The following is a 25,963-nucleotide window of genomic DNA, read 5'->3' as shown; positions in this document are numbered from 1 at the left end:
ATTGTTTATCGTCGTTGAAAACATTGTAGCCAAGAAGGAGTAAAATGACTCTTTTCTTTTTACACAATTATATGGACTTAATCCCGAACAGACTACTTATTTTACCGAATAGAAGCATTTTTTTACCGAAATCTCAATTTTATTACCAAATCAACAATACATTTTACCAAACACCCACAATGACGCAAAAAAACCCGGTCTAAGCCGGGTATGGGATTATTCTTCTTCTTTAATTCGATCAAGAGCCATAGTATAGGCATCATTGCCATAATTCAAGCATCGTTTTACACGTGAAATCGTTGCTGTACTTGCACCTGTCTCAGTCTCGATTTTATGATAGGTTTTGCCTTCTTGTAGCATTCTAGCAACCTCAAGACGCTGAGCTAATGATTGTATCTCATTCACCGTACATAAATCGTCAAAGAAACGATAACATTCCTCTAGATCTTTTAAAGTCAAGATTGCTTTAAATAATTGATCCAGTTCTTTTCCTCTTAGTTTTTCAATTTGCATATATGAACCCCTTAATATAATTTTTATATTCCTTCACTGAAAGAAACCGAGCCAGCTAAACCAGGACTTTGCGGGATGATGTTCACCCATGTCTTGCCGGGAATAAACCCAACATCTTTTCCATCCTTAACAGGTATGATTAAACCGTTCTTATTTTCCCATTGGACCGCATTCCATTTTCCCTCTTGAAGCAAGTATCCATTGCCTCCTGATTCTAGGTTGATGTCACGTCGACCATATTTATCGACAATTTTATGTGGAGCTTCAATAATGAAGACATTTTTCAATTGAATAGGGTCTCCCGTTTCTTTGTCGATGGTCTGTTCACCTTTTGAGAAACGATGGTACGTAGATGTCGCTTCATTGAATTCATAACGTACATTAAAGGTTTGTGAACCATATGAAATACTTACTGCTTCACCTTTTTCTCCATTCAGAACTGCCATTTCGTCTTCAGTCAAAAATGGAAATGTACCAGGGGCTTGCTCCATATTAAAACCGTTCTTTTCAGCGCCTTTTTCTATATTTTCGAACGTAATATAAGAGTTATGTGGCGCTTTTCGGGATTTATCCCGTTTAAACAGAGTACCATCATATACTATTCCATTTAAATTCTCAATAAACCCGCTATCCAGCATGGCTTTTGCTTCTGGGCTGTATCCATGACAGATATAAACTCCGTTAAGTCCCTTTGCAAGTTCAATATAATAATCTCTTGCACTTCGTACTGGACCAATCCTATCAGGCTTTTCACTTTGAAACACAGCAAGGAAACGAGTAACTTCTCCTTCTGCTAACATTTCATATACAATATCAGCTTTTGAGATTCCTGATTGCGGTCGAGCTTTAGGATGATTATTAACCATTACAGTAACAGCTCTTTGATTCGAGACTTCATTTGTACCGATCCCTGTTAACGGAAAAATATATTTCATTACATCTGATTCTTCTTGTAGCTCCTCGGCTTGAACTGGCTGAGCTTTTTGAGTAGGTTCTTTCTTAGGAGAAACTTCTTCTTTCTTATTACAGCCAGCAGCCAATAAGGAAACTGTCAAAAGGCTGACTGTCAAAACTCTCAGTCTCATTTTTGTCCCCCCTAGCTAATTTTCTAGCTGGTTTTTTTCTCTATATATGTTGTATATGCACAGTTATACTTTTATATTTTAACGCATTATTGACGGAAAGAGTACTGTCTTATTCATAACATCGTACATTCCTCTTGGAGTTATCCGGATATATGGAAGGTGAGTAGAAGAAAAGAATAATAAAGTATAGATGGGATCACTGAATTTATATCCTCTATCTTTTAATAATTGCTTTAATTCATTTTCTTGCTTAATCAAAACTTCCATTGGTTCCGATGACATGAGACCTTGTAACGTCAAAGGAAGCTCATGAATCACTTCTCCATTTTCCGCTGTGACAATTCCTCCACCAAGTTCCTTTAACCGATTGAAGGCCAAAATCATATCTTCTTTCCGTTTGCCAATTAAAACGATATCACCTGTATTGGAATAAGTACTAGCAAACCCACAAAGACGATTTGCAAATCCTTTTAGTACCGTATTGATTTGCCATTTTCCATTGCGGTCAATCAACATGAAGAAGCACTCATTATGTTCAAAAGATAATTCATCATCTGAAACATCCCTAAGAACTGAATAAGGTTTAGTTATGACATCATTAACCATCTCTATTCCAAATGGCATGGAAAATTGAAGGTCATCCATGTCCAAGTCCCAATCGATTTCCAACTTTCCAAAACCATGGTCCGACCAATTAAAAGTATTAAGAGTTTCTTCCATAGCCTGTCCGTTCTTTTTCACCCATTTACCTTTAGCCATAACAGATACTGGAGTTGGATTTTCAATTTCCGTTAAGAAATTGATGTTAGCTACACGGCCTGTCGCAATGTTTCCATGTAAGTATTCAATATTGTAGTAGCGAGCTATATTAATGGAAGCCATATTATAGGCATCGATAGGTGAAATGCCTTCATCTATACAAATCTTAATTAATTGATCAGTCATTCCATTTTCATAAAAGGAAGGTGGTGACCCATCGGTGTTTAAGAATAATTTTTCAAAATAATCGACTCCAAGGCCTTTTAATTCCTGCACAAGTTTTGGCAAATCAGGTCTAATGGAAGAATGTCGTAAAGACACGGTATATCCTTGTAATAGACGAGTGTAAACCTCCTGACCAGTCATCGCTTCATGGTCACAATCAGCACCGAATAACATCATTTTAGCCAGTGTTTTTTCTGAAGCACCTGGGAAATGGCCCTCAATTTGTTTACGCATTCTTTTAGCTTCCTGAATCCAATGAAGTAACATATCATCTCCATCTAACAAACGAGGCCAACCTGTCAATTCTCCCCCTTGCAATATGGCATCATGCTCAAGCCAGGCTTTTACATTACCATGTGAGAAAAGGGTTTCTTCATCTAAGAGCTCGGTTTGAGCATCAAAACGACACCACCAATACATGGTCGACGGTAAATTTCTTAACTCTTTCAATAAAGAAAACGCTTTCTTTTTTTCTAATTGTAAAAAAATCATCATGTTGTCATTGATGAGAGTTGTGGTTCCATATTGAGATGCATACTCCGAAAAGGTATGGGGATTATATAATTGAAATGGATGAGCATGTGGCTCAATATATCCTGGAACTAAATAAAAGTCAGTGCAATCCACCATTTCACAACCATCGAGTAACAAAGGTTCTTTATCACCAACATATACAATACGATCGTCATAAATCCAAATGTTTGCTTTTAACCATTTTCTCACGACTTGGTTTAAATAAGTAGCATTTTTTAAGTAAACATGCGGAGCCTTTTCACCATCCAACACGGCGACATGCTCACGCAAATGTTTGTTTTTCCATCTATAGCGCTGTTCGAGCATGAACATACCTCCCTTTGTCTTATAGTGGAATTTTCCAGATACTTTGTTTTTTAATACTAGCATATTTTTCAATTTAGCACAGTAAAGTTTTAAAATTTTTACTTTGTGAAGGAGTCGATTCCACATGAACGTAAAATCCAATATTGGGATTGTCAATGCATTAGTACGGATTACTGTTGGATTTACCCTCTTATCTTGGGCAACCGCCAAAATGGTAAAAAGACCATATAAGGAGTCCTATATTCTTGTAGCTATGATGGGCGCTATGAAAATTGGGGAAGGAATCCTTCGATATTGTCCATTAACACAACTTTACGAAAACAGTAATCAAGTATCTGATAAAAATTTAGCCATGCAAATGAATTCAATCGAAGAGGAATTAACAATGGCCGATTCCGTTATAAACCCATCATGAATGGGACATAGAAATAGGACTGAGTATCTTAACATCTCAGTCCTATTTCATATCATACTAAGGAGGCGTAGATTTAATGTTCTTTGAATATGTTTCAGATATTTCCTTTGTGTTAATCGCTCTGATAGGATCACTGATTGCCTTAGGTTTTGTGTTTGTGAAAAAATCTCGAAGAAAAAGCATCCGTTAATAGATGATTTAAAGAAACTTAATTCTTAACAGATTGTAAAGCTCTGTATCCAATGTCTTTTCGATAAAATAAATTTTCACATTGAATGTGGTGTACTGAAGAGTATGCCATTTTTTGCGCTTCAATTAGATCTTTAGCCATGGCAGTTACAACCAACACACGGCCACCGTTTGTTATCCATTGTCCATGACTATTCTTAGCTGTTCCCGCATGATATACATGAGCATTTGATGAAGCATGTTCAAGCTCGGTTATGACAGCCCCTTTTTCGTATTCCTCTGGATAGCCATTTGATGCAAGGACTACACATAATGCAGCTTCCTCATGCCACTCTATGTTAAGCTCTTCACCCTTAAGGACCGACTGGATCACTGTGACTAAATCTGTTTTAAGTCTCGGTAAAACCACTTCAGTTTCTGGATCGCCAAAACGAGCATTGAATTCAATCACTTTAGGACCGTTTTTAGTGGCGATTAGACCAGCATAAAGGACTCCTGTAAAATGACGATTCTCCATTACCATTGCTTTTGCAGTTGGAATTAAGATGGATTCAATGGCTGTATCGACTATTTGTTGGGAGATTTGAGGAACTGGTGAATACGCCCCCATACCACCTGTATTTGGACCTAAGTCTCCATCAAAAGCTCTCTTATGGTCTTGTGCAATAACCATCGGATATACTTTTTCACCATTGACAAATGCCATTAAAGAAAATTCTTCTCCATCAAGAAATTCTTCGATGACTACCTGAGCGGACGCATTTCCGAACTTTTCATGAACCATCATGTCATGAATAGCTTCCAAAGCTTCTTCCATTGTCATCGCAACAACAACACCTTTACCTGCTGCTAATCCGTCTGCTTTGATGACAATGGGTGCTCCCATCTTTTCAATATAAGCTTTAGCCTCTTCATATGATTGAAATTTACCGTATTCAGCTGTTGGGATGTTGTAATTGTTCATTAAGTCCTTCGCAAAACCTTTGCTGCCTTCGATAATTGCGGCATTCTGCTTTGGTCCAAATGCTTGAAGGCCAGCCGCCTCAAAATCATCGACCAATCCATTCAATAAAGGTACTTCTGGACCTACAAAGGTCAGCTTGATTTCATTCTCTTTAGCAAATGCTATTAATTCCTCGTGCTGAATTTCCTCAATGTTTACAAGTTCAGCCACATCCTCCATTCCAGGATTACCCGGAGCCACAAACACTTTCTCTACTTGTGCGCTTTCCTTAAACTTGCGAGCGATCGCATGCTCACGGCCACCTCGGCCAATCACTAATACATTCATCCAATCACCTCATATATAGGAATGAGGTCTAACCCCATTCCTTATTAGTTAGGTTTTTCCGTGCATTTTTTGAAAATAAGGAGAGTTACTATTAATTAGTGCTTGAAATGGCGAACGCCTGTGAAGACCATAGTTATGCCGTATTCATCAGCTTTTTTGATAGAGTCTTCATCGCGAACTGATCCACCTGGTTGAATAATGGCAGTAATGCCCGCTTTAGCAGCCGCTTCGACTGTATCATCCATCGGGAAGAATGCATCAGACGCCATTGCAGCTCCAGCCGCTTTTTCCCCAGCTTGTTCAAGCGCAATGCGTGCTGCTCCAACTCGGTTCATTTGGCCAGCACCTACACCTAATGTCATATGCTCATCACTTACAACAATAGCATTGGACTTCACATGTTTAACCACTTTCCATCCTAGCTTCATTGCAGCCCATTCCTGTTCTGTAGGCTGACGTTTTGTCGGAACTGTAACATTAGCCTCTTCTAAAGAAAAAGCGTCCATATCTTGAACTAACAGACCACCCTCAATGCTAGTCAGCTTTTTCTCAACCTTTTGAACACTGTCAAACGAAACTGTTAATAAACGAATATTTTTCTTTCCAGTTAAAATTTGAAGCGCTTCTTCTGAGTATGATGGAGCAATTACAATTTCAAGGAAAATTTCATGAAGTTTCTCAGCAGTTTTCCCATCCACTTCACGATTTAATGCTACAATTCCACCAAAAATGGATGTTGGATCTGCTTCATAAGCTTTTTGAAAAGCATCACCAATTGTTTCTCCAGTTCCTACTCCACAAGGATTCATATGCTTGACAGCTACTGCAGCTGGTTGGTCAAATTCCTTCACGATTTGAAGAGCTGCATCTGCATCGTTGATATTATTATAGGAAAGCTCTTTTCCATGTAATTGCTCTGCTTGTGCAACAGAGAAAAGAGAACCAAGCGGCTTCTTGTAGAATGCTGCTTTTTGATGAGGATTTTCTCCGTAACGAAGCGATTGTTTCAACTCATACGTTACTGTCATACTTTCTGGGTTTTCTTCTCCAGAAAGCTCTGTCATGTACTGGGAGATAACTGAGTCATAGGAGGCAGTATGGCGAAATACCTTCGCTGCAAGTCTTCTTCTAGTTTCCTTTGTCGTCTCTCCATTAGCCTTTAACTCTGAAAGGACAACCTCATAGTCAGTAGGATCAACCACAACCGTAATATATTCATGATTCTTAGCTGAAGAACGAAGCATCGTCGGACCACCGATATCGATATTCTCAATCGCATCCTCAACTGTCACATCAGTCTTTTCAATCGTCTTTTGGAATGGATATAGGTTTACGCAAACTACATCGATTGGCTGAATTTGATGCTCGTTCAATTGATCTTGGTGAGCAGCATCATCTCGTCGTGCTAAAAGGGCACCATGTACATTCGGGTGCAAAGTCTTAACTCTGCCATCTAAAATCTCTGGAAACCCTGTTACATCACTGATTCCTAACACGTCTAATCCAGCTTCCTGAAGTGCTTTTTTCGTACCACCTGTGGATATAATGTCAAAACCAGCCTCTTTAAGTCCTTTTGCGAATTCGACAATACCGGTTTTATCTGAAACGCTGATGAGCGCACGTTTTGCCATGATAGTTCCCCCTAGTAGTTAGTTATCTTTAAACTTTCAAATAGATCTTGTAATACAGTCGGATAAAGCGTATGTTCCGTTTCTTGAATGCGAGCCTGAAGGCGATCACGGTCATCGTCATTTAATACTCGCACAGCACTTTGGGCAATGATAGGTCCTGTGTCCATTCCTTCATCCACATAATGAACTGTCACTCCTGTAACTTTCACTCCAGCTTGAAATGCTTGGCCGATTGCGTCTTTTCCAGGAAAAGCAGGTAGCAAGGAAGGATGGATGTTCACGATTCTACCTTGGAATGCATTTAATAGGACCGACCCTAGTAATCTCATATAACCAGCAAGTACTATGAATTCAACATTACATTCGTTTAAAGTCTTAAGAATGACTTCTTCATATGCACTTTTTGTCTCATATTCCTTTGGATCAAAAACGAGAACCGGAATACCCTCGCGTTCTGCCCTCTCAATAACAAGGGCATTCCGTTTATCGCAAACAAGCAAACCAACCTCCGCATGTAATGATCCTCTACGAGTTGCTTCTACTATACTTTGAAAATTGCTTCCGCTCCCGGAGGCAAAAATAGCAATCTTTATCATGGGGTACCTCCACCAAGGAGTTCTATTTATACAAGTATTATTTCACAAACGATACGCCGCTACCTTCAACTGTTTTACCAATGATATAAGCCGTTTCACCTAAATCTTCAAGTTGATTTAATACTGCTTCGGCATCTTCGCTATTTACAGCAAGAACCATACCAATTCCCATGTTGAATATATTGTACATATCCATCGGTTCTAAGCTTCCTTTTTCCTGTAACAAGTTGAAAATCGGTTTAATATTCCAAGAGCCCTCTACGATTTCAGCACCGATTCCCTCTGGTAGCATACGAGGAATGTTTTCAATAAAGCCTCCACCAGTGATATGGGACATTCCTTTTACGGTATATTCTTTCATAACTGACAACAAAGGCTTCACATAAATTCTAGTAGGTCTAAGCAATTCTTCACCTAACACACATCCAAGACTGTCTACATGCTCGTATAAACTCATGCCTGATTGCTGTAATAAAACCTTACGAACAAGAGAATAACCATTACTGTGGATTCCATTTGAAGCTAGACCAATGAGTACATCTCCCGCTTTAATGTTCTCTCCAGTGACAAGCTGAGACTTCTCACAAGCACCTACAGCAAATCCTGCTAAATCATATTCATCTTCCTCATACATCCCTGGCATCTCGGCAGTCTCTCCGCCAATTAAAGCAGCACCAGCTTGTTGACAACCTTCTGCTACGCCTTTTACGATCATTTCTATTCTTTCAGGAAGTGCCTTTCCGCATGCAATATAATCCAAGAAGTACAATGGCTCCGCACCTTGGACGACAATATCGTTTACACACATGGCCACGCAATCGATTCCGATTGTTTCATGCTGATCCATTAAAAAAGCAAGCATTAGCTTTGTTCCTACTCCATCTGTTCCTGAAACAAGAACAGGCTCTTTTAATCCCAGAGTAGATAAATCAAACATTCCGCCGAACCCGCCTAAACCGCTAAGTACACCAGGACGCATCGTTTTATTTACATGTTTTTTCATTCTGGAGACAGCTTCATACCCTGCTTCAATGTCGACCCCAGCTTGTTTATATGCGTTAGCCATCAAGAATTCCTCCTGTGATTTCGTAAAAATTGTAACTACTGTACGAATTTTCTTCATTAAAAAGGGGTGACCCATCCCCCAATCAAACGTCCCATATAGAATCATTTCTGATTATCCCTATATATCCTGGCAACGTTCGGTTGGCTTAGGGTTACCCACATTAACATTTCTGGAATGGCTGCAATGCACTTTCATAGATTTCGGTCGGATATTTACCTGTAAAGCATGCAAGGCACTGGCCACGAGTTTCATCATCAAATGGACGGCCGATTGCGTCAATCATTCCCTCGACACTTAGGAATGTTAGGGAGTCCGCGCCAATCAATTCTCTTATTTCTTCTATAGAATACTTAGAGGCTATTAATTCCTCACTAGTAGATGTATCAATACCATAAAAACATGGGTTTTTAATTGGAGGAGAGCTAATTACTACATGGACTTCCTTCGCCCCAGCTTCCTTCAACATATTGACGATACGCTTACTTGTCGTACCTCGAACAATCGAATCATCAACCATGACTACACGTTTCCCTTCAACCACTCCACGGACTGGCGAAAGCTTCATTTTCACACCTTGTTCACGTAGAGATTGAGAAGGTTGGATAAATGTACGGCCAACATAACGATTTTTGATCAATCCCATTTCATAAGGAATTCCAGAAGCTTCTGCATATCCGATGGCTACTGAAATACTTGAATCTGGAACACCGGTCACAACATCAGCATCTATAAGCTTTTCCATCGCAAGACGTTTCCCTAAGTTTTTACGAGCTGTATGAACATTGATCCCATCTACATTGCTATCAGGACGGGAAAAATAAACATATTCCATCGTACACATAGAGCGCGTATTTGAATGTGCGAAGCGTTCCGATTTCACACCTTCATCTGAAATGATGAGTAGCTCTCCAGGTTCTACGTCACGAATAAATTTTGCTCCGACAATATCAAGGGCACATGTTTCAGACGCGACCACATAGCCATCTCCTAATTGACCAAGCGATAGAGGACGCAAACCATTCGGATCTAAAGCCACCAGCATTTCAGATTCCGTCATAATCAGGAATGCATAAGCTCCTTTAAGCATGCTTAATGCATTTTTCACTCGTTCCTTCAAATCACTAAATCCACCACGACGGATTAAATGGGCAAGTACTTCTGTATCGGAAGTCGTTTGGAAAATACTTCCTTGAGCTTCAAGCTGTGCTTTTAGTTGAGTCGCATTGACTAAGTTACCGTTATGAGCTAATGCCATACTGCCTGTTTGGAAGTTGAACAGAAGGGGCTGGACGTTTTCATATCCGCCTCCTCCTGCCGTTGCATATCGTACGTGTCCAATGGCCGACTTTCCTGAAAGTCCCTTCATCTTTTCAGATGTGAAAACTTCCGTCACAAGACCCTCGCCTTTGACACCACGAAGCTCTTCTCCATTTGTTAGGACCATTCCTGCTCCTTCTTGGCCCCTATGTTGAAGGCTATGAAGACCGTAATACGTAATTTGGGCTGCATCTGGGTGACCCCAAACACCAAATACACCACATTCTTCGTTTAGGCCTTTTATTTCAGCAAGCATGGGATTGCTCCTCTCCAAGCAGTCTCTAATTCTTCCACGCTAGAATCAATCAATACTTCACCTTTATCATTTTCAATATGAAGGATCGGTAAGTTGGTTACTTCACCTAGTAAAATTGCATCTTCAACAGCTTCTTCAAAAGCTTGTTTATTCTCTTGTTTAACAGATAGTAAGAATCTTGATTGCGTTTCACTGAATAATACTGAAACTGCTTCCCCATTAAGGACCACGTTTGCCCCAAGACCTTTACCTTTGAACAAGGATTCTGCTAAAGCAACGGATAAACCACCTTCAGCAACATCATGTGCTGATGCAACTAGGCCGTTTTGAATGGCTTGTAAAATTTGTGACTGACGCTTTGCTTCCACTTCAAGATCAAGGTGTGGAGCTTTACCAAAAATAGTACCTTCAGTCATCTTTTGAAGCTCACTGCCTCCAAACTCATCGGCAGCTTCGCCAATAACATAGATTATATCTCCTGCATCTTTAAAGCTTTGAGTCGTAATATGTTCAACATCATGGATTAGACCGACCATACCAACTACAGGTGTTGGGTAGACCGCTACACCATTCGTTTCATTGTATAGAGATACGTTTCCACCGATTACAGGTGTTCCTAACGTACGACATGCATCGCTCATTCCGTCCGTTGCTTTTTGTATTTGCCAGAAAATCTCTGGTTTTTCAGGATTTCCGAAGTTTAAGCAGTCTGTGATTGCCAATGGCTCTGCTCCGGAACAAATGACGTTACGAGCTGCTTCTGCTACCGCAATTTTCCCACCTGTTTCAGGATCTAGGTATAAGTAGCGTGAATTACAATCAGTTGTCATCGCTAATGCTTTATTTGTTTCTCTGATTCGAACTACTGCAGCGTCAGATCCAGGTGCAACGACTGTATTAGTACGTACCATGTAATCGTATTGGTCATACACCCATTCCTTACTAGCAATCGTTGGTTGGGATAGCAGACCTTTTAGAGTAGCTTCATAGTCTGTAATCTCTGGAACATAGTTTTCCATCGCTTGGAAGTCACGGTAATATTGTGGTTCAGCAGATGGCTTATTGTACACTGGAGCGTCCTCTGCCAAAGCATCTACCGGTAAATCTGCAACCACTTCACCTTTATGAAGTAATCGAAGCTTTTTATCATCTGTTACTCTACCAATCGATACAGCTTCTAAGTCATATTTAGAGAAAAGGTCTACGATTTCTTGCTCGCGTCCTTTTTTAACAACAATCAACATGCGCTCCTGAGATTCAGAAAGCATCATTTCATATGCTGTCATACCTGTTTCACGTTGTGGCACTAAATCTAAATTCATTTCAATCCCAGAACCAGCTTTACTTGCCATTTCCGCTGATGAGCTTGTTAAACCAGCAGCACCCATGTCCTGAATTCCAACTAGAGCATCTGATTGGATTAACTCTAAACAAGCTTCCAACAATAATTTTTCCATGAAAGGATCGCCAACTTGAACTGCAGGCCGTTTTTCATCTGAAGCATCTGTCAATTCTTCAGATGCAAAAGTTGCACCGTGGATTCCATCGCGGCCTGTTTTAGCACCTACGTACATGACCGTGTTACCGACACCATGTGCTTGACCCTTTTTAATGTCTTCATGGTTGATCAAACCAACACACATTGCATTAACTAGTGGATTACCAGAGTAAGGAGCATCGAATTGTACCTCTCCGCCAACTGTTGGAATTCCGATACAGTTTCCATATCCAGCAATTCCAGCTACAACTTCTTTAAATAAATATTTCACACGCTCATCGTCAAGCTCACCAAAACGAAGGGAATTCAATAGAGCAATAGGGCGAGCACCCATGGAGAATACATCACGGATGATTCCACCTACTCCTGTTGCTGCTCCTTGATAAGGTTCAATTGCTGATGGGTGGTTATGAGATTCAATTTTAAACACAACCGCTTGATTGTCACCGATATCGACAATTCCTGCACCTTCCCCTGGTCCTTGAAGAACCTTTTCACCAGTTACTGGGAACTTGCGAAGGACTGGCTTAGAATTTTTATAAGAGCAATGTTCAGACCACATAACAGAGAACAAACCTGTTTCTGTGTAGTTAGGAGTACGACCTAAAATATTCTCTACCATCGCGAACTCTTCATCGGATAGTCCCATTTCTGCATAAATTCTATCTGTTTTAATCATTTCCGGACTTGGCTCAAGCATTAACGACATGTGCTTCCCTCCAATATTTCACGATCGATTGAAATAATTTGATTCCATCCTTGCTTCCTAACAACTCTTCCACAGCACGCTCTGGATGCGGCATCATTCCTAAAACATTTCCTTGTTTATTCGTAATACCAGCAATATCTGCTAAACTACCATTTGGATTTTCACCGTGATAGGTGAAAGCGATTTGCTTGTTAGCTTTTAGTTCTTCTAAAGTCTGTTCGTCACAATAGTAATTTCCTTCACCATGTGCGATTGGAATTGTGATGACTTCTCCATGCTCATAGCCAGCTGTAAACATTGTTTCGTTGTTTTCAACCTGTAGTTCTACATTGCGGCACATGAACTTTAAGCCTTGATTTCTTCTCATAGCTCCTGGAAGTAATCCCGCTTCGAGTAGGATTTGGAATCCGTTACATACCCCAAGAACCGGCTTCCCAGCTTCTGCTGCCTTTACCACTTCCTTCATAACATTGGAGAAACGAGCGATTGCTCCGGAACGAAGGTAGTCACCATATGAGAATCCACCTGGTAAAAGGATTCCATCATATTGATCGAGGTTACCTTCTGTATGCCAAACATAATCTACTTCTTCACCTAAACCATCCTTGATGGCATGATACATATCTACATCACAGTTGGAGCCTGGGAAAACAATGACTGCAAATTTCACTGAGCCACGACCTCCTCAACCTCATAACGATAGTCTTCGATTACAGTGTTTACTAATAATTTCTCACACATTTCCTTTACTGCTGCATCAACATCTTTAACTGAATCTGCTAAAGTCAACTCCATGTATTTACCGATACGAACATCTTGAACATCCGTGAATGATAGACTGTGTAAAGAACCTTTCACTGCTGTTCCTTGAGGATCTAAAACGCTTTCTCTTAATGTTACAAAAACCTTTACTTTATACATGTAATTTTCCTCCAAGTCTAGTTAAAATTTGTTCGTATGCATCAGTTAAGCTACCTAAGTCTCTACGGAATACGTCTTTATCTAGCTTTTCATTCGTTTCCATATCCCATAATCTACAGGTATCAGGCGAGATTTCATCCGCTAGTAAAATTTCACCGTCCATTGTTTTACCAAACTCCAACTTAAAATCTACAAGCCTTACTCCACACTCTTCAAAAAATGTAGTTAAAACTGTATTGATAGCAAGAGCTTTTTCTTGTAATTGTTTCAGCTCTGCATCTGTAACGATCTCTAGTTCCTCGATATGTGCATTTGTTAAAAGTGGATCACCTAAATTATCATCCTTATAATAAAACTCAACCATTGGCTTGTTAAGCTTCGTACCTTCTACCATTCCTAACCGTTTCGAAAGGCTACCTGCTGCAAGATTCCTTACTACTACTTCTAAAGGAATAATACTTACCTTCTTCACCAGCTGCTCTTTCTCTGAAATTTTCTCAATAAAGTGGGAAGGGATACCTGCTTGCTCTAGCTTTGAAAATAGTAAACTGGTAATCTCGTTATTCAGAACACCTTTTCCACTAATATTCGCCTTTTTCTCACCATTAAAGGCTGTTGCAGAATCCTTGTACTCCACCCACACAACGTTTTCTTCATTCGTAGCATAGATTCTTTTTGCTTTTCCTTCATAAAGCAAACCAAGCTTTTCCATGAGGCAACCTCCAAAAATCAGAATAGTATGAATTTTAAAGATGATAAAGAGGTAATGGGATTCTTGCCCCTTACTCGATAAGGGACAAGAATCTTACTTTTTATAACCCGAGACGTTCAAAGATCCCGTCTACTGCTTTTAGATGATAGTTATAATCAAAACAATCATCGATTTCTTCTTTTGATAGCAAGCTTGTAATCTTCTCGTCTTCTTCGATTAGTTGACGGAAAGGAACTTGCATTTCCCAAGCTTCCATTGCTTTCGGTTGAACGGTATCATACGCTTCTTCACGTACAAGACCTTTATCAATTAAAGCTAGTAGAACTCGTTGAGAGTAGATTAATCCAAGTGTACGATCCATGTTGCGCTTCATGTTTTCAGGGAATACCGTCAAGTTTTTCACGATATTTCCGAAGCGATTCAGCATATAGTTCAGTGCGATGGTCGCATCTGGTAAGATTATTCGCTCCGCGGAGGAGTGAGAAATATCTCTTTCATGCCATAATGCTACATTCTCATAAGCAGTCATCATGTATCCGCGAATAACACGAGCCATTCCTGTCATATTCTCTGATCCAATCGGATTACGTTTATGTGGCATTGCTGAAGATCCTTTTTGGCCTTTGGCGAAAAACTCTTCCACTTCGCGTGTCTCACTTTTTTGTAATCCACGAATCTCGACCGCAAACTTCTCAATACTAGTCGCAACAAGCGCGATTGTACTCATATAGTGGGCATGGCGGTCACGTTGCAACGTTTGAGTAGAGATAGGTGCTGCTTGAATACCAAGCTTTTCACACACATATTGTTCAACGAACGGATCGATGTTGGCGTATGTACCAACTGCTCCAGAAATTTTCCCAAACTCAACCGTACGTCTAGCTTCTTTAAAACGCTCTAGGTTACGCTTCATTTCTTCGTACCATAGCGCCATTTTCAATCCAAAAGTAGTCGGCTCTGCGTGTACCCCATGTGTACGACCCATCATAACTGTATGTTTATGCTCTTGAGCCTTCACTTTTAAGATTTCTACGAAGTTTTCGATATCTTGTTGAAGGATCTCATTAGCTTGTTTAATCATATAAGAAAGGGCTGTATCTACTACATCTGTTGAAGTAAGACCATAATGTACCCATTTACGCTCTTCTCCTAAAGTTTCAGAGACTGCGCGTGTAAAAGCTACCACATCATGACGTGTTTCTTCTTCGATTTCTTTGATACGATCAATATTGAAAGATGCATGTTCACGAAGTAGTTTTACGTCTTCCTTAGGAATAGCTCCTAGCTCTGCCCAAGCCTCACATGCAAGGATTTCTACCTCCAACCAAGCGTTAAAGCGATTTTCCTCTGTCCAAATCGCACCCATTTCTGGTCGAGTGTAACGTTCAATCATGTTTTGTTCCTCCGGTTCTTTAAGTAGTTACCAAATTTCACTCTCGTTTGTTTCATCCAGTGCAATCTCTACACTTTCACGCATCAAGTTCACGTGGCCCATCTTACGCTTTTCTTTAGCCTCGGCTTTCCCGTAAAGATGGATTTTCCAATCTGGTAACGTTGGAATTTTATTCATTAGTCTATCCAAATGCTCGCCAAGAATGTTAGTCATGACAACAGGTCTCATTAAGTCTGTGTTTCCAAGCCTCCAATTGCAAACGGCTCTTATGTGTTGTTCAAATTGGGATGTTTCGCAAGCTTCCATCGTATAGTGACCTGAATTATGAGGTCTTGGAGCAAGTTCATTAATGATAATGCTGTCATCCTCTTTTAAGAACATTTCCACTGCAAGCGTCCCAACCAGTTTCATTGAATTTGCTAGCTGTGTCGCAATTTTCCGGGCCTTTTTTTCTGCTTTTAGCGAAATTCGCGCCGGTACGATGGTTTGATGGAGAATATTATCCTTGTGAATATTCTCAGCAACCGGGAATACTGCCGTTTCGCCATCTGGATTTCGGGAGACAATAACTGATATCTCCTTGATAAAAGGCACCCATGCTTCTAGTACACAAACATTTTTTACTAGTAATTCTTTCGCCTTTTCAATATCTTCAAAGTCACGAATGACCAGTTGGCCCTTCCCGTCATACCCACCTCTTGCCGTTTTTAGTACACTAGGATAGCCAAGCTTATCTATATTATCATAAATTCCACTTACATCTTCGATCACTGCATAAGGCGAGACGATTGCTCCAGCTTTTTCAATCGCCTGCTTTTCCTTGATTCGATCTTGCGTAATCTTTAAAAGTTCTGACCCTTGAGGAACGAAGCTGTTCTCTTGTAACCATTCCAATGCTTCGCCATCCACGTTCTCGAATTCAAAGGTGATGACATCGCTTACTTCAGCTAGTCGACGTAAACCTTCTCGATCGTGGTATGCAGCGTTTATTTCAATATCGGCTATTTGACCGCATGGACAGTTCGGTGTTGGATCTAAAACAGCAATCTTAAAGCCTGAAGCTTTAGCAGAAAGCGCCATCATTCTTCCTAATTGCCCACCACCAACAATTCCTATCGTCTGCCCTGGTAATATGACTTTATTTAAGCTGTTCATTGCTCTCCAGCACCTTTTCCTTCGTTTCTTGTCGCAATTCATCTAGTCTTGTTGCAATCACGTCATCTTGAATGGACAAAATCTGACCTGCTAATAATCCAGCATTCGTTGCCCCTGCTCTTCCGATTGCTACAGTCGCCACTGGAACTCCTCCTGGCATTTGGACAATCGAGAGTAGAGAATCCATTCCTTGAAGGGCTTTTGTTTGTACAGGAACTCCTATGACTGGAAGAGTCGTTTTTGAGGCTACCATTCCTGGAAGATGAGCTGCTCCCCCAGCACCTGCGATAATAACCTTGATTCCACGTTCCCTAGCACTATCTGCATACTCAAACATCAAATCTGGCGTTCTATGGGCAGAAACTACTCTCTTTTCGAACGGAATCTCCAATTGGTCCAGCACCTCACATGCATGCTTCATTGTTTCCCAATCTGAAATGCTTCCCATTATGACACCGACTAGAGGTCTCATTTTCTTTCCCTCCTGAAAATAGGATTCTATTAGAATTCAATATATTTCCATCAAAAAAACCGGATAGTCTACTTTTCTAGTTTTAAGAGAAAGTAGACCATCCGGTTTGTAAAAGAGGTCATCAGACGAAACGGACCTCTATCAAGACCAAATCGTTCATACTTCCTCTCATAGTCCATTTATTTACGGTAAACGGGTAGAAACTTATGGGCCTTATCCCCAAGATTATATGAGAGAATGCTTTGTATAGTTGTATAATACCAATCAAATCGTGAGTAGTCAATTAATTTTCGAACATTATATAACAAAAACATTAATAACGTTCGTATTTTACTCAATTTTCCTGCCTTCGAAGATAATTTTTCTGAAAATTGGCTCAAATTCTGTTTTATTTCCCGATTCCACTTCCATGAAAATGGGTTTTTCAATTCGTTTGACAGGCATGTATCCTTCTTTTTTCATTCGGTCTAAGCATTGATCGATCGTCTCGTCCTGCCCAACCTCGAATGTCTTCTTTGTAGGTTGTTTCATAATAACCTCCAGTAAGAGATGTATGTATTAACTAGTGTTAATTGGCTGATTTCCGTTCCAAACGCTTTCTTTCCCGTAGGCGTTCGCCGAGCCTGTAACGCTAATCCCCCTGAGTCAAACGTCTGGAACGTAAATCAACAAACAGTTAAGAATCAACAATGGATATTAACACAGCCTAAAATTTATTCATAAACAACAATCTTTTAAGATTAAGTCAAAAAATAAAAAACCACCTGTAATGAAACATTGTACAGGTGGTAATGAAAGTTATCAACTAACAGACAATTAATTTAGAGCAGACTTTTTCCAAAATCCTACGATTATTGCGGTTACAGCTGCTCCAATGATGATGGCCACTCCATACATGATTGGGTTCTGAACCGCCCATAGGACGAAGATTCCACCGTGAGGAGCCTGTAAGGTACAACCAAAAAGTAAAGCTAAACCGCCAGCTATTGCAGAACCAGCTACTGAAGCCACAATCACACGAAGTGGATCTGCTGCTGCAAACGGAATTGCACCTTCTGTGATAAAAGAAGCCCCATGATATAATTGGTCTTTCCAGCTTCTCTCTCTGCTTTAGTGAATTTCGATTTAAAAATGGTTGTGGCAAGTGCTAATCCAAGTGGCGGAACCATTCCTCCTGCCATCACGGCTGCTTGTGGACCAAAATTCCCAGCATCAATCATGGCGATTCCGAATGTAAAGGCTGCTTTATTAATCGGCCCTCCCATATCGACTGCCATCATTCCACCAAGAATTAAACCAAGAATGACAATGTTAGCACCACTAAAACCATTTAACCAGGCAGTTAATCCATCCATCATAAACTTCACTGGTGTATTGACGACAAAAATCATAACTACACCGACAATAAGAATGCCAAAGAAAGGATAAAGTAAAACAGGCTTAATTCCTTCTAATGATTGTGGAAGACGTTCAAATTGCTTTTTTAATCCTACCACTACATACCCTGCCAAGAAACCTGCAATTAAACCTCCAAGGAAACCTGCACCTCCTGTGGCAGCTAATAATCCACCTACCATCCCAGGTGCGAATGCTGGTCGGTCACCGATCCCCATGGCAATGAATCCAGCTAGGACAGGAACCATTAAGAAAAATGCATTGGCTCCACCAATTTTATTCAACGTCTCTGCTAGAGGTCCCTCCGCATTGATTCCTCCAAATAGGAAAGATAATGCGATTAGTAAGCCACCACCAACAACAAATGGAAGCATATTCGAGATTCCATTCATTAGAGGTTTATAAAAGTAAGAACCTTTCCCTGTTGATTCATTTTCAATTTCCGAATTTTTTCCTTTACCGGATGCCTTATAAACAGGCGCTTCCCGCTTAAGAGCTTTCTCTAACAAAATTTCTGGTTTGCGTATCCCTTCTGCAACAGGAACCTGTAACACATGCTTTCCAGCAAAACGCTCCATTTCCACCTGCTTATCCGCGGCAACAATAATAGCAGTTGCTTTCTCTATATCTTCAGAAGTTAAAGCATTTTTTACGCCTGTTGAACCATTCGTTTCTACTTTTAAAGCTATGCCAAGCTCTGCTGCCTTTGTTTTCAGGGAATCCGCTGCCATATACGTATGGGCAATCCCTGTTGGACATGCAGTTACTGCTAAAACGTATTGTTCTGAAGCAGACAGCTCTTCTTCCACAACTGGACCGTCTTCTTCTATTTCTCTTGCTTCAATAATACTTAGAAGCTCATCTGCTGTTTTTGCCTCTAAAAGTCTTTTCCGGAAATTAGTATCCATTAAAAAGGATGAAAGTTTAGATAATGTCTCTAGATGTGTTTGGTTTGCCCCTTCACTTGCCGCAATCATGAACAATAAATGCGCTGGCATGCCATCCAATGATTCAAAATCTACTCCATCATCAGACTTCCCAAAACAAAGTGCAGGTACCTTAACTGCTGCTGTTTTTGCATGCGGAATTGCAATACCTTCCCCAATTCCTGTTGTACTTTGCGATTCTCTTTTTAAAATTGCCTCTTTAAACTGTTCTGCTGAATCCAAGCGACCTGCAGATTCTAATTTTTTGATCATTTCATCTAAGACCGCTTCTTTAGTAGAAGCTTTTAGATTCATAATGATTGTATCTCTTTTAAGCAAATCTGTTATTCTCATTTTTATCCCTCTCTATTAAACTTCTGTTATCTTTACTTGATTGAGCAAAGAATCTATCTTTTCCTTTGTACATAAGTCCCTACTGAATGCTGTAGCACTTCCAGCAGCAACCCCAAATTGGAAGCCTTTCATCAAATCATTCGTTTCTGAAAAAGTACCGATAAGCCCAGCCACAAGAGAATCTCCTGCTCCAACTGAATTCACAACTTCCCCTTTTGGGACAGTCGCTTTAAACACATTATCCTTTGTAATTAAAAGTGCTCCTTCACCAGCCATAGAAACAATCACATTTTCAGCACCCAATTCCACTACTTTATGTCCATAAGAAATAACGTCTTGAACTGAAGTAATCGTGGTATTGAAGAGGTCGGCTAACTCATGGTGATTCGGTTTCACTAAAAATGGACGATGCTTCAAAGCTTCTTCTAAAACCTTGCCACTAGCATCCACCACTACGTGAACTCCTTTTTGTCTGTATTTCCGTATCCAGTCTGCATAAAGCTCTTGGGGTAAAGTAGAAGGCAAACTACCTGCTAGAACAAGATAATCTCCTTCTCTCATCTCATCCAACTTTTCCTGAAGAAGCTCAAGTGAATGTGCTGAAATTATGGGTCCATTACCATTAATCTCAGTCTCCTGTACCGCTTTAAGCTTAATATTGATACGAGAATCACCATCTACACGGACAAAATCGGTAGTAACCCCCTCTGAGTGTAGGGCGTCTGTAATGAAGCTTCCTGTAAATCCTCCAACAAAACCTAACGCTTTCGTAGGTATACCTATACGGTTTAATACTCTTGATACATTAATTCCTTTTCCGCCTGGATACTTTGCTTCTTTTTCCATTCGGTTCACCGCATTTATAATAAACTCTTCCACTTCGACGATATAATCGATTGAAGGATTTAATGTAACTGTATATATCATGGTGTCACAACCTCTATGCCTGTTTTTTGACCATAGGATTTGGCGATCTGAGCATCTAATCCAATCGTAATGACGGTAGCCTGTTCTATATCCGCTACTTTTGCAAAGTATGTTTCATTGAATTTGCTGTGATCGGCTAAAACATAAGCTTTCTCAGATAATTCGATGGCCAACTGCTTAATTTGTGCCTCTTCAGGGTCTGGAGTTGTAAATCCATTTTTAATATCAATACCATTCATCCCTAGAAAACACTTATCAAAACGATACTGCTTAATATTTTGAATCGCGGAAGCACCAACCATCGCATTTGTATTCGATTTCATTCTTCCCCCTAACAAATATGAAGGAATATCAGAATTAACCAATGTATCAATATGCATCAATCCATTGGTAACGATTACAATTTTCTTCGGAAGTAAATAAGGAAGCATTTCTGATACCGTACTTCCAGCATCTAAATAAATACAATCTCCATCACGGACTAGACTAGCAGCCCATTTACCTATATCTTTTTTAGCCTGACTATTCTTTGAACTTTTATCTAATAAGTTAGGTTCATCAATTTTTGAGTAAGGTACAGTCGCTCCTCCATGGATTCGTTTCAATAATCCTCTTTGTTCTAAGTAAGCCAGATCCCTACGAATGGTTGATTCGGAAGAACCCGTATTATGTACAAGTTTTTGCAAATCAACAACACCTGAATCTGCTAAAAGCTCTAGAATAATTTGATGACGTTCTGCAGTTAACAAACCTCTTCACTCCCTCAATTGACGTATCCATATTATAACTAGAACACCACCCAAAATCAATCAAATTCATCCACATACAATCAATTTATTTCTAATAAAACATCATTTTCAATCAAATCCAATCAAAAATCACATTCTTCACTAATACGTTGTAAAATTATGTGAATAAACGATAGTGGGTGAAATCATGGCAAAACTTTTTTTCTATAGCGACCAAATCATCCAAGAGAATAGACGCATTGATGAAAGACTAATTGCTGCCTTGCCAAAAGGACAAGCATCCAAAATAGGTTATATTCCTGCAACAGGTGATCCAGACAAAACCTACTTCAACAAACAGAAATCCTATTATCAACAATATGGCTTAAAAGATTTTTATTTATTTGATTTAGAAGAAGAGAATTCCACATCGCAAGTCGAGGAACTTCTTTCATGTGATGCCATTCATTTATCAGGAGGCAATCCTATCTATCTTAGGAACAATCTTGAAAAACATCATTTCTTCCCAACTTTACAAAAATATGTCCTTGATGGGGGAATATTAATAGGAGTGAGTGGAGGAGCTGTACAATTTGGCCATAATGCTGGGCTGTTTCAGTTATTCATAAGCAATATGGAAGAAACTCTACAAAACCTTTCAGACTTATATACTCTTTCAATTGCCCCTTTTGAATTTCTCCCACACTTCAACAGGTGGGATCCTGTTTTCATAGAAAACGTGTTACGCTATTCTAAGATAACCGGGGCATCCATTTTAGCTTGTAATGATGGAGATGGTATTATTATAGAATCTAACAATTTGGAAATAATAGGAGATGTACTTCTAATAAAAAATGGTGAAATCAAAACAACCCTTTCAAACAACTTAACGACTATCCAATGATAAGGAGCGAAAAATATGGCGGCTTTTTCAGATTCAGTAACCATTAAAAAAAACATTCAAGAAGTTTTTAGTTTTACTATTAATATGGAAAACTCAAACAAAATCATGCCTAATGTAAAACAGACGGAAAAAATAACAGAAGGTCCCCTTGCTGAAGGTACTAAATTTAAAGAAACGAGGGTCATCAGAGGAAGGGAAGCAGCAGCCATCATTGAATTTATTAAACTCATACCAAATAAAGCTTTCTCCGTTAAGAGTGTCACGCAAGGCATTGAAGTGATTTACCACTATCGATTCAATGAAGTTGCTGAAGGAACAAAGGTAGATTTTGAGTGTGAAGTAAATGCATCTGGCATCATGATGAAATTGATCAAACCCCTATTCATTAAAATCTTGAAGAAAGAAGATGGAGATCATTTGAAGAATTTAAAGAAGGTTGTAGAAGAAGAATCAAACTAGAGACGTATTATTTTTAATAAGAGAGCAAGGTTATCAACCCTATTGGTTTCCTTGCTCTCTTATTTTTTATGACCCTGTTGAGCGATAATGTCTAACTCCAATTTTCCATACTATCAGACAAGGAAGTATAAAAAGGCTTCCTATTACGGGAGTTAACAAATAAAGAAGATCATTTCCGTCACTTTTTCCAAGGATATAGTTAAGTGGCAAGTAATTCACAGTACCAAAAGGAATCACATATGTGAAAAATTTAGTCACCCATTTTTGATAAATGTTAAGTGGATACTGCGCCATTTCCCTTCCACCATCCGTAAAAATATTAGCCACTTCTAACCCCTGGACCGTCCAAAAACACATGGTGGCTGCAAGAATATAGATTCCTACAAAAATTAATACTCCACTGATAGTCATGAAAATAAGAGTTAAAACTTTAATGACATCCCAATTTATCGAAAGATTCATAAGTGCCCATACTAATACAGAAGTACTTTGAAGTAAGCGACCAACCCTAGTAAACTCAAATTTTGACCCTAACACTTGAACGACTGTATTCCTTGGTCTAACTAAAAGTCTGTCAAACTCTCCATTTACAATCAGACTGGAGAAAGAATCGAATCCCCTAGCAAAACACTCACTGACAGAAAAAGCAATATGAATAATTGCAAAACAAAGAGCGACTTCAAAGAACTCCCATCCTTTTATCTGGCCAAAACGCTCAAACATAAAATAAAGACCAGCAAATACTGCAAAAGGAATGAAAAATTGACCAAACGATAGGAGAAAAAAGGACGTACGGTATTGCATTTGGGATTTTAATAAAATGAGTAAATATCTAAAATAAAGATGCAAACTCTCTCATCCTCCTTGAACAACGACTCTACGTAAAGCTTTGTTCAGCCCCAATTTCCCAAGCCAAATAAGTGCTACAAGCCAAGTAAGCTGAATCAGTACTCCAATAAGAGCATCATTTTGCGGAATATGTCCTGAATAAATCCTAAATGGAAAGTCTGCCGTATATCGAAATGGCAATACATAGGCAATGCTTTTGAGCCATTCCGGCATCAACGGAACCGGAATAATCAACCCAGCAAAAAATTCACCAAGGACACCTATTATCAAAGTCGAACCTACTGGAGACATAGTAAAAAACACTGAAATATAGATGAACATTGAAATGGCTACGACAAGCAATAGTCCTAAAATTAATGTTAGAAAAAATAAAATGCTTGCAGTCAAACTAGATGGGAGAGTCATTCGATAAGGTTCAGGTAAAAAGAAAGCAACTATAAGTATGGGGAAGCATCGAAGTAAAGCACTTGATAGACGCTGGGCAAGTAACTTAGCATACCAGAATCCATAAATTTCGCACGGCCTGCATAACTCATACGCAATATTTCCGGTCGTTATAAGATTAAATATTTCATTATCACGGAACCATAACATGATAAAAGTTAAAAAGGCTTGCTGTAACCAAAGATAAATAATAAGTTCTTTTAAGGTAATTGGTGGGTTTACTGTAGCATTTTCATAGAAAGCTTGAAAAATCATAATAAACATAAATCCCCAAAAAAACTGTGTTGTCACACCTGCCAAAGCAGCTGCCCGGTACTGCATACCATTAAGCAAACGCAATTTCAAAACGGAGTAATATACACTCATATTTGATACTCCTTATAAAGCTGAACAATTATATCCTCAATTGGACGAGCTTCAATTGCTACATCAATAAGATCTAGCCTTCTAGATAAATATGTAATTACTTCAGATGTGAGGATTTTCTCTGTATCGACACATAATACAGCTCTTTCTGGTGACCATGAAAGTAACTGAGTTCCCGGAATTTCAAAAGGATTTTTATTTTCTTGGTAATCGACCGTTATTGTTTTTATCGTTCCAAATCGACTTCGTAATTCTTCTAAGTTACCATCATAAAGCAATCTTCCTTTTCCAATTAAGATTACTCTTTCAGCCAAGGCTTCTATGTCACTCATATCATGAGTTGTAAGGATAATAGTAACTCCTCTTTCTTGATTGATTCTTTTTATAAACTGTCGAACTGCTATTTTTGAAACAGCATCAAGACCAATTGTCGGTTCATCCAAAAATAATATCTGAGGGCTATGAAGGAGAGATGCAGCAATTTCACAACGCATCCGTTGACCTAAACTTAATTGACGAACTGGCGAATTTAATATCTCTTGTAGTTCAAGTGCTTCTACTAGCAAATGGAGATTATTTTCATATTCTTTTTGAGGTATTTTATAGATATCACGTAAAAGTTCAAATGAATCGATAACAGGTACGTCCCACCAAAGCTGAGATCGCTGACCAAATACCACTCCGATATTTTTCACATACTGAACTCTGTCTTCCCATGGAGTATATCCCATGATGCTACAGCTTCCTCTATCAGGTACTAAAATTCCACTCATCACTTTTATAGTAGTCGATTTACCAGCTCCATTTGGACCTATATATCCGACAATCTCACCCGGTTCTATCGAAAAAGAAATATCTGTTAATGCTGGAATAATGGTATGTTCCCTATAAAAAAGAGCCTTAGTAGCCTGTCTTAATCCTGAAGTACGTTTAGCGATCTTGTAAGACTTGCTAATTCCATTTAATCTTATCACTCATTTCCCTCCTCACATTTTCCGTCACAGAGGAAAATATTAACATCCTAGATTATACAAGTCAATTGTTAACTGAATATTAGTGAAAAATATATTATTAAGTCATTCAGCAAGGAGTAGGTATTTCGCTCTCTTCGTCCATTAATCTTTCGTATTTTTGAATATAAGACAAACAAAAAAGACCAGCTTCATCAGCTGATCTTCTTCTCTTTGCCTGGCAACGTCCTACTCTCACAGGGGGAAACCCCCAACTACCATCGGCGCTCGAGCTTAACTTCCGTGTTCGGATGCCGACAAGCGATGCCCTTCGGATTCCTTCGTCAGCTTCAGTCACTCAGTCCTCATGTGCAAAGCACACTCCGGGCTTCGCTCCTTCTCTTCCTCGGACTCCTCGAACCTCCCTCGTCGGAGCTTACTATAGCCTATCTCCCTTTACTCAATTAATAGTTAAGGAACCTCCCGGTTCTCTAAAACAAACAAAAAAGACCAGCCTCATCAGCTGATCTTCTTCTTTTTGCCTGGCAACGTCCTACTCTCACAGGGGGAAACCCCCAACTACCATCGGCGCTGAAGAGCTTAACTTCCGTGTTCGGA

26 protein-coding genes, 1 rRNA gene, 1 pseudogene and 1 riboswitch are annotated in these 25,963 nt (G+C 39.4%); of the genes and pseudogenes, 4 read left to right on the top strand and 24 right to left on the bottom strand.

Annotated features, from left to right (window positions below; genetic code table 11):
* Positions 1–216: 216 nt before the first annotated feature.
* The 3 genes from DBX25_RS19705 to DBX25_RS19695 all read right to left on the bottom strand — a co-directional run bounded on the left by DBX25_RS19705 (position 217) and on the right by DBX25_RS19695 (position 3,422).
* The gene (locus tag DBX25_RS19705; protein ID WP_108672458.1) at positions 217–513 is read right to left on the bottom strand and encodes a YerC/YecD family TrpR-related protein; all 297 of its coding nucleotides are present in this window, start codon (positions 511–513) and stop codon (positions 217–219) included.
* Between the two features lie 23 nt (positions 514–536).
* Positions 537–1,598: a DUF3048 domain-containing protein gene (locus tag DBX25_RS19700; RefSeq protein ID WP_108672457.1), complete on the bottom strand. Its 1,062-nt coding sequence runs from the start codon at positions 1,596–1,598 to the stop codon at positions 537–539.
* Between the two features lie 78 nt (positions 1,599–1,676).
* Positions 1,677–3,422, bottom strand: a complete 1,746-nt coding sequence (locus DBX25_RS19695) for an adenine deaminase C-terminal domain-containing protein (protein ID WP_108672460.1) — start codon at positions 3,420–3,422, stop codon at positions 1,677–1,679.
* Between the two features lie 124 nt (positions 3,423–3,546).
* On the opposite strand from DBX25_RS19695, the gene DBX25_RS19690 reads away from it, so the two are divergent.
* Positions 3,547–3,837 carry a YgaP family membrane protein gene (locus tag DBX25_RS19690; protein WP_108672456.1) on the top strand — a complete coding sequence of 97 codons (291 nt, stop codon included), beginning with the start codon at positions 3,547–3,549 and terminating at the stop codon, positions 3,835–3,837.
* A gap of 76 nt (positions 3,838–3,913) precedes the next feature.
* Positions 3,914–4,027: an EYxxD motif small membrane protein gene (locus tag DBX25_RS20440; RefSeq protein WP_115509734.1), complete on the top strand. Its 114-nt coding sequence runs from the start codon at positions 3,914–3,916 to the stop codon at positions 4,025–4,027.
* Positions 4,028–4,045: 18 nt separating this feature from the next.
* Here DBX25_RS20440 and purD read toward each other — a convergent pair whose 3' ends face one another.
* From purD to DBX25_RS19610, 16 genes and pseudogenes are all read right to left on the bottom strand, one after another.
* The gene (purD, locus tag DBX25_RS19685; protein ID WP_108672455.1) at positions 4,046–5,317 is read right to left on the bottom strand and encodes a phosphoribosylamine--glycine ligase; all 1,272 of its coding nucleotides are present in this window, start codon (positions 5,315–5,317) and stop codon (positions 4,046–4,048) included.
* A gap of 95 nt (positions 5,318–5,412) precedes the next feature.
* Complete coding sequence (gene purH / locus DBX25_RS19680) at positions 5,413–6,948, bottom strand: bifunctional phosphoribosylaminoimidazolecarboxamide formyltransferase/IMP cyclohydrolase (RefSeq protein WP_108672454.1); 1,536 nt, start codon at positions 6,946–6,948, stop codon at positions 5,413–5,415.
* 11 nt (positions 6,949–6,959) lie between these two features.
* Positions 6,960–7,544, bottom strand: coding sequence for a phosphoribosylglycinamide formyltransferase (purN, locus tag DBX25_RS19675; protein WP_108672453.1), 585 nt, complete (start codon positions 7,542–7,544; stop codon positions 6,960–6,962).
* Between the two features lie 37 nt (positions 7,545–7,581).
* A complete protein-coding gene (gene purM / locus DBX25_RS19670; protein WP_108672452.1) occupies positions 7,582–8,610 on the bottom strand; it encodes a phosphoribosylformylglycinamidine cyclo-ligase in 1,029 nt (342 codons plus the stop codon).
* Positions 8,611–8,770: 160 nt separating this feature from the next.
* Complete coding sequence (gene purF, locus DBX25_RS19665; protein WP_108672451.1) at positions 8,771–10,183, bottom strand: amidophosphoribosyltransferase; 1,413 nt, start codon at positions 10,181–10,183, stop codon at positions 8,771–8,773.
* On the bottom strand, positions 10,168–12,390 hold the full coding sequence (purL, locus tag DBX25_RS19660) for a phosphoribosylformylglycinamidine synthase subunit PurL (RefSeq protein ID WP_108672450.1): 2,223 nt from the start codon (positions 12,388–12,390) through the stop codon (positions 10,168–10,170). Before purL ends, purF begins: the two co-directional genes overlap by 16 nt.
* Positions 12,374–13,060 (bottom strand): phosphoribosylformylglycinamidine synthase subunit PurQ, encoded by a 687-nt coding sequence (gene purQ / locus DBX25_RS19655; protein WP_108672449.1) that lies wholly within the window; start codon positions 13,058–13,060, stop codon positions 12,374–12,376. The genes purL and purQ overlap by 17 nt, the downstream gene beginning before the upstream one ends.
* Positions 13,057–13,311 carry a phosphoribosylformylglycinamidine synthase subunit PurS gene (gene purS, locus DBX25_RS19650; protein ID WP_108672448.1) on the bottom strand — a complete coding sequence of 85 codons (255 nt, stop codon included), beginning with the start codon at positions 13,309–13,311 and terminating at the stop codon, positions 13,057–13,059. The genes purQ and purS overlap by 4 nt, the downstream gene beginning before the upstream one ends.
* Complete coding sequence (gene purC / locus DBX25_RS19645; RefSeq protein ID WP_108672447.1) at positions 13,304–14,023, bottom strand: phosphoribosylaminoimidazolesuccinocarboxamide synthase; 720 nt, start codon at positions 14,021–14,023, stop codon at positions 13,304–13,306. The genes purS and purC overlap by 8 nt, the downstream gene beginning before the upstream one ends.
* A gap of 100 nt (positions 14,024–14,123) precedes the next feature.
* Positions 14,124–15,416: an adenylosuccinate lyase gene (gene purB / locus DBX25_RS19640; RefSeq protein ID WP_108672446.1), complete on the bottom strand. Its 1,293-nt coding sequence runs from the start codon at positions 15,414–15,416 to the stop codon at positions 14,124–14,126.
* Positions 15,417–15,443: 27 nt separating this feature from the next.
* Positions 15,444–16,571, bottom strand: a complete 1,128-nt coding sequence (gene purK, locus DBX25_RS19635) for a 5-(carboxyamino)imidazole ribonucleotide synthase (RefSeq protein ID WP_240620435.1) — start codon at positions 16,569–16,571, stop codon at positions 15,444–15,446.
* Positions 16,555–17,043, bottom strand: a complete 489-nt coding sequence (gene purE / locus DBX25_RS19630) for a 5-(carboxyamino)imidazole ribonucleotide mutase (protein ID WP_108672444.1) — start codon at positions 17,041–17,043, stop codon at positions 16,555–16,557. The genes purK and purE overlap by 17 nt, the downstream gene beginning before the upstream one ends.
* A 151-nt stretch (positions 17,044–17,194) precedes the next feature.
* A riboswitch (purine riboswitch) is annotated at positions 17,195–17,296 on the bottom strand.
* 77 nt (positions 17,297–17,373) lie between these two features.
* Positions 17,374–17,574 carry an NETI motif-containing protein gene (locus DBX25_RS19625; RefSeq protein ID WP_108672443.1) on the bottom strand — a complete coding sequence of 67 codons (201 nt, stop codon included), beginning with the start codon at positions 17,572–17,574 and terminating at the stop codon, positions 17,374–17,376.
* A 285-nt stretch (positions 17,575–17,859) separates the two neighbouring features.
* A pseudogene (locus DBX25_RS19620) lies at positions 17,860–19,718 on the bottom strand (PTS fructose transporter subunit IIABC).
* A gap of 15 nt (positions 19,719–19,733) precedes the next feature.
* A complete protein-coding gene (gene pfkB, locus DBX25_RS19615; protein WP_108672442.1) occupies positions 19,734–20,645 on the bottom strand; it encodes a 1-phosphofructokinase in 912 nt (303 codons plus the stop codon).
* A complete protein-coding gene (locus tag DBX25_RS19610; protein WP_108672441.1) occupies positions 20,642–21,394 on the bottom strand; it encodes a DeoR/GlpR family DNA-binding transcription regulator in 753 nt (250 codons plus the stop codon). Before DBX25_RS19610 ends, pfkB begins: the two co-directional genes overlap by 4 nt.
* A 187-nt stretch (positions 21,395–21,581) precedes the next feature.
* Here DBX25_RS19610 and DBX25_RS19605 point away from each other — a divergent pair, with 187 nt between their 5' ends.
* Together DBX25_RS19605 and DBX25_RS19600 are read left to right on the top strand one after the other, a co-directional pair.
* The gene (locus DBX25_RS19605; RefSeq protein ID WP_108672440.1) at positions 21,582–22,277 is read left to right on the top strand and encodes a Type 1 glutamine amidotransferase-like domain-containing protein; all 696 of its coding nucleotides are present in this window, start codon (positions 21,582–21,584) and stop codon (positions 22,275–22,277) included.
* Between the two features lie 15 nt (positions 22,278–22,292).
* Entirely contained in the window at positions 22,293–22,736 is a 444-nt protein-coding gene (locus DBX25_RS19600; RefSeq protein WP_108672439.1) for an SRPBCC family protein, read from the top strand.
* A 66-nt stretch (positions 22,737–22,802) separates the two neighbouring features.
* Here DBX25_RS19600 and DBX25_RS19595 read toward each other — a convergent pair whose 3' ends face one another.
* From DBX25_RS19595 to rrf, 5 genes are all read right to left on the bottom strand, one after another.
* A complete protein-coding gene (locus tag DBX25_RS19595) occupies positions 22,803–23,585 on the bottom strand; it encodes an ABC transporter permease (RefSeq protein ID WP_205685268.1) in 783 nt (260 codons plus the stop codon).
* 6 nt (positions 23,586–23,591) lie between these two features.
* Complete coding sequence (locus DBX25_RS19590; RefSeq protein ID WP_108672438.1) at positions 23,592–24,395, bottom strand: ABC transporter permease; 804 nt, start codon at positions 24,393–24,395, stop codon at positions 23,592–23,594.
* Positions 24,392–25,369, bottom strand: coding sequence for an ABC transporter ATP-binding protein (locus DBX25_RS19585; RefSeq protein WP_108672437.1), 978 nt, complete (start codon positions 25,367–25,369; stop codon positions 24,392–24,394). Before DBX25_RS19585 ends, DBX25_RS19590 begins: the two co-directional genes overlap by 4 nt.
* Positions 25,370–25,475: 106 nt before the next feature.
* On the bottom strand, positions 25,476–25,604 hold the full coding sequence (locus DBX25_RS21690; protein WP_276309651.1) for a hypothetical protein: 129 nt from the start codon (positions 25,602–25,604) through the stop codon (positions 25,476–25,478).
* Positions 25,605–25,885: 281 nt separating this feature from the next.
* A 5S ribosomal RNA gene (rrf, locus tag DBX25_RS19575) occupies positions 25,886–25,963 on the bottom strand; the annotation flags it as partial.

Source organism: Peribacillus acanthi, assembly GCF_003073175.1.
GTDB lineage: Bacteria > Bacillota > Bacilli > Bacillales > DSM-1321 > Bacillus_BN > Bacillus_BN acanthi.
This window is presented reverse-complemented; position numbering and strand designations above follow the sequence as displayed.

Bases quoted from the DNA above. Each gene is read 5' to 3' on its own strand.
- DBX25_RS19705 (WP_108672458.1), bottom strand. From the start codon at position 513: ATGCAAATTGAAAAACTAAGAGGAAAAGAACTGGATCAATTATTTAAA.
- DBX25_RS19700 (WP_108672457.1), bottom strand. From the start codon at position 1,598: ATGAGACTGAGAGTTTTGACAGTCAGCCTTTTGACAGTTTCCTTATTG.
- DBX25_RS19695 (WP_108672460.1), bottom strand. From the start codon at position 3,422: ATGCTCGAACAGCGCTATAGATGGAAAAACAAACATTTGCGTGAGCAT.
- DBX25_RS19690 (WP_108672456.1), top strand. From the start codon at position 3,547: ATGAACGTAAAATCCAATATTGGGATTGTCAATGCATTAGTACGGATT.
- DBX25_RS20440 (WP_115509734.1), top strand. From the start codon at position 3,914: ATGTTCTTTGAATATGTTTCAGATATTTCCTTTGTGTTAATCGCTCTG.
- purD (WP_108672455.1), bottom strand. From the start codon at position 5,317: ATGAATGTATTAGTGATTGGCCGAGGTGGCCGTGAGCATGCGATCGCT.
- purH (WP_108672454.1), bottom strand. From the start codon at position 6,948: ATGGCAAAACGTGCGCTCATCAGCGTTTCAGATAAAACCGGTATTGTC.
- purN (WP_108672453.1), bottom strand. From the start codon at position 7,544: ATGATAAAGATTGCTATTTTTGCCTCCGGGAGCGGAAGCAATTTTCAA.
- purM (WP_108672452.1), bottom strand. From the start codon at position 8,610: ATGGCTAACGCATATAAACAAGCTGGGGTCGACATTGAAGCAGGGTAT.
- purF (WP_108672451.1), bottom strand. From the start codon at position 10,183: ATGCTTGCTGAAATAAAAGGCCTAAACGAAGAATGTGGTGTATTTGGT.
- purL (WP_108672450.1), bottom strand. From the start codon at position 12,390: ATGTCGTTAATGCTTGAGCCAAGTCCGGAAATGATTAAAACAGATAGA.
- purS (WP_108672448.1), bottom strand. From the start codon at position 13,311: ATGTATAAAGTAAAGGTTTTTGTAACATTAAGAGAAAGCGTTTTAGAT.
- purC (WP_108672447.1), bottom strand. From the start codon at position 14,023: ATGGAAAAGCTTGGTTTGCTTTATGAAGGAAAAGCAAAAAGAATCTAT.
- purB (WP_108672446.1), bottom strand. From the start codon at position 15,416: ATGATTGAACGTTACACTCGACCAGAAATGGGTGCGATTTGGACAGAG.
- purK (WP_240620435.1), bottom strand. From the start codon at position 16,571: ATGAACAGCTTAAATAAAGTCATATTACCAGGGCAGACGATAGGAATT.
- purE (WP_108672444.1), bottom strand. From the start codon at position 17,043: ATGAGACCTCTAGTCGGTGTCATAATGGGAAGCATTTCAGATTGGGAA.
- DBX25_RS19625 (WP_108672443.1), bottom strand. From the start codon at position 17,574: ATGAAACAACCTACAAAGAAGACATTCGAGGTTGGGCAGGACGAGACG.
- pfkB (WP_108672442.1), bottom strand. From the start codon at position 20,645: ATGATATATACAGTTACATTAAATCCTTCAATCGATTATATCGTCGAA.
- DBX25_RS19605 (WP_108672440.1), top strand. From the start codon at position 21,582: ATGGCAAAACTTTTTTTCTATAGCGACCAAATCATCCAAGAGAATAGA.
- DBX25_RS19600 (WP_108672439.1), top strand. From the start codon at position 22,293: ATGGCGGCTTTTTCAGATTCAGTAACCATTAAAAAAAACATTCAAGAA.
- DBX25_RS19590 (WP_108672438.1), bottom strand. From the start codon at position 24,395: ATGAGTGTATATTACTCCGTTTTGAAATTGCGTTTGCTTAATGGTATG.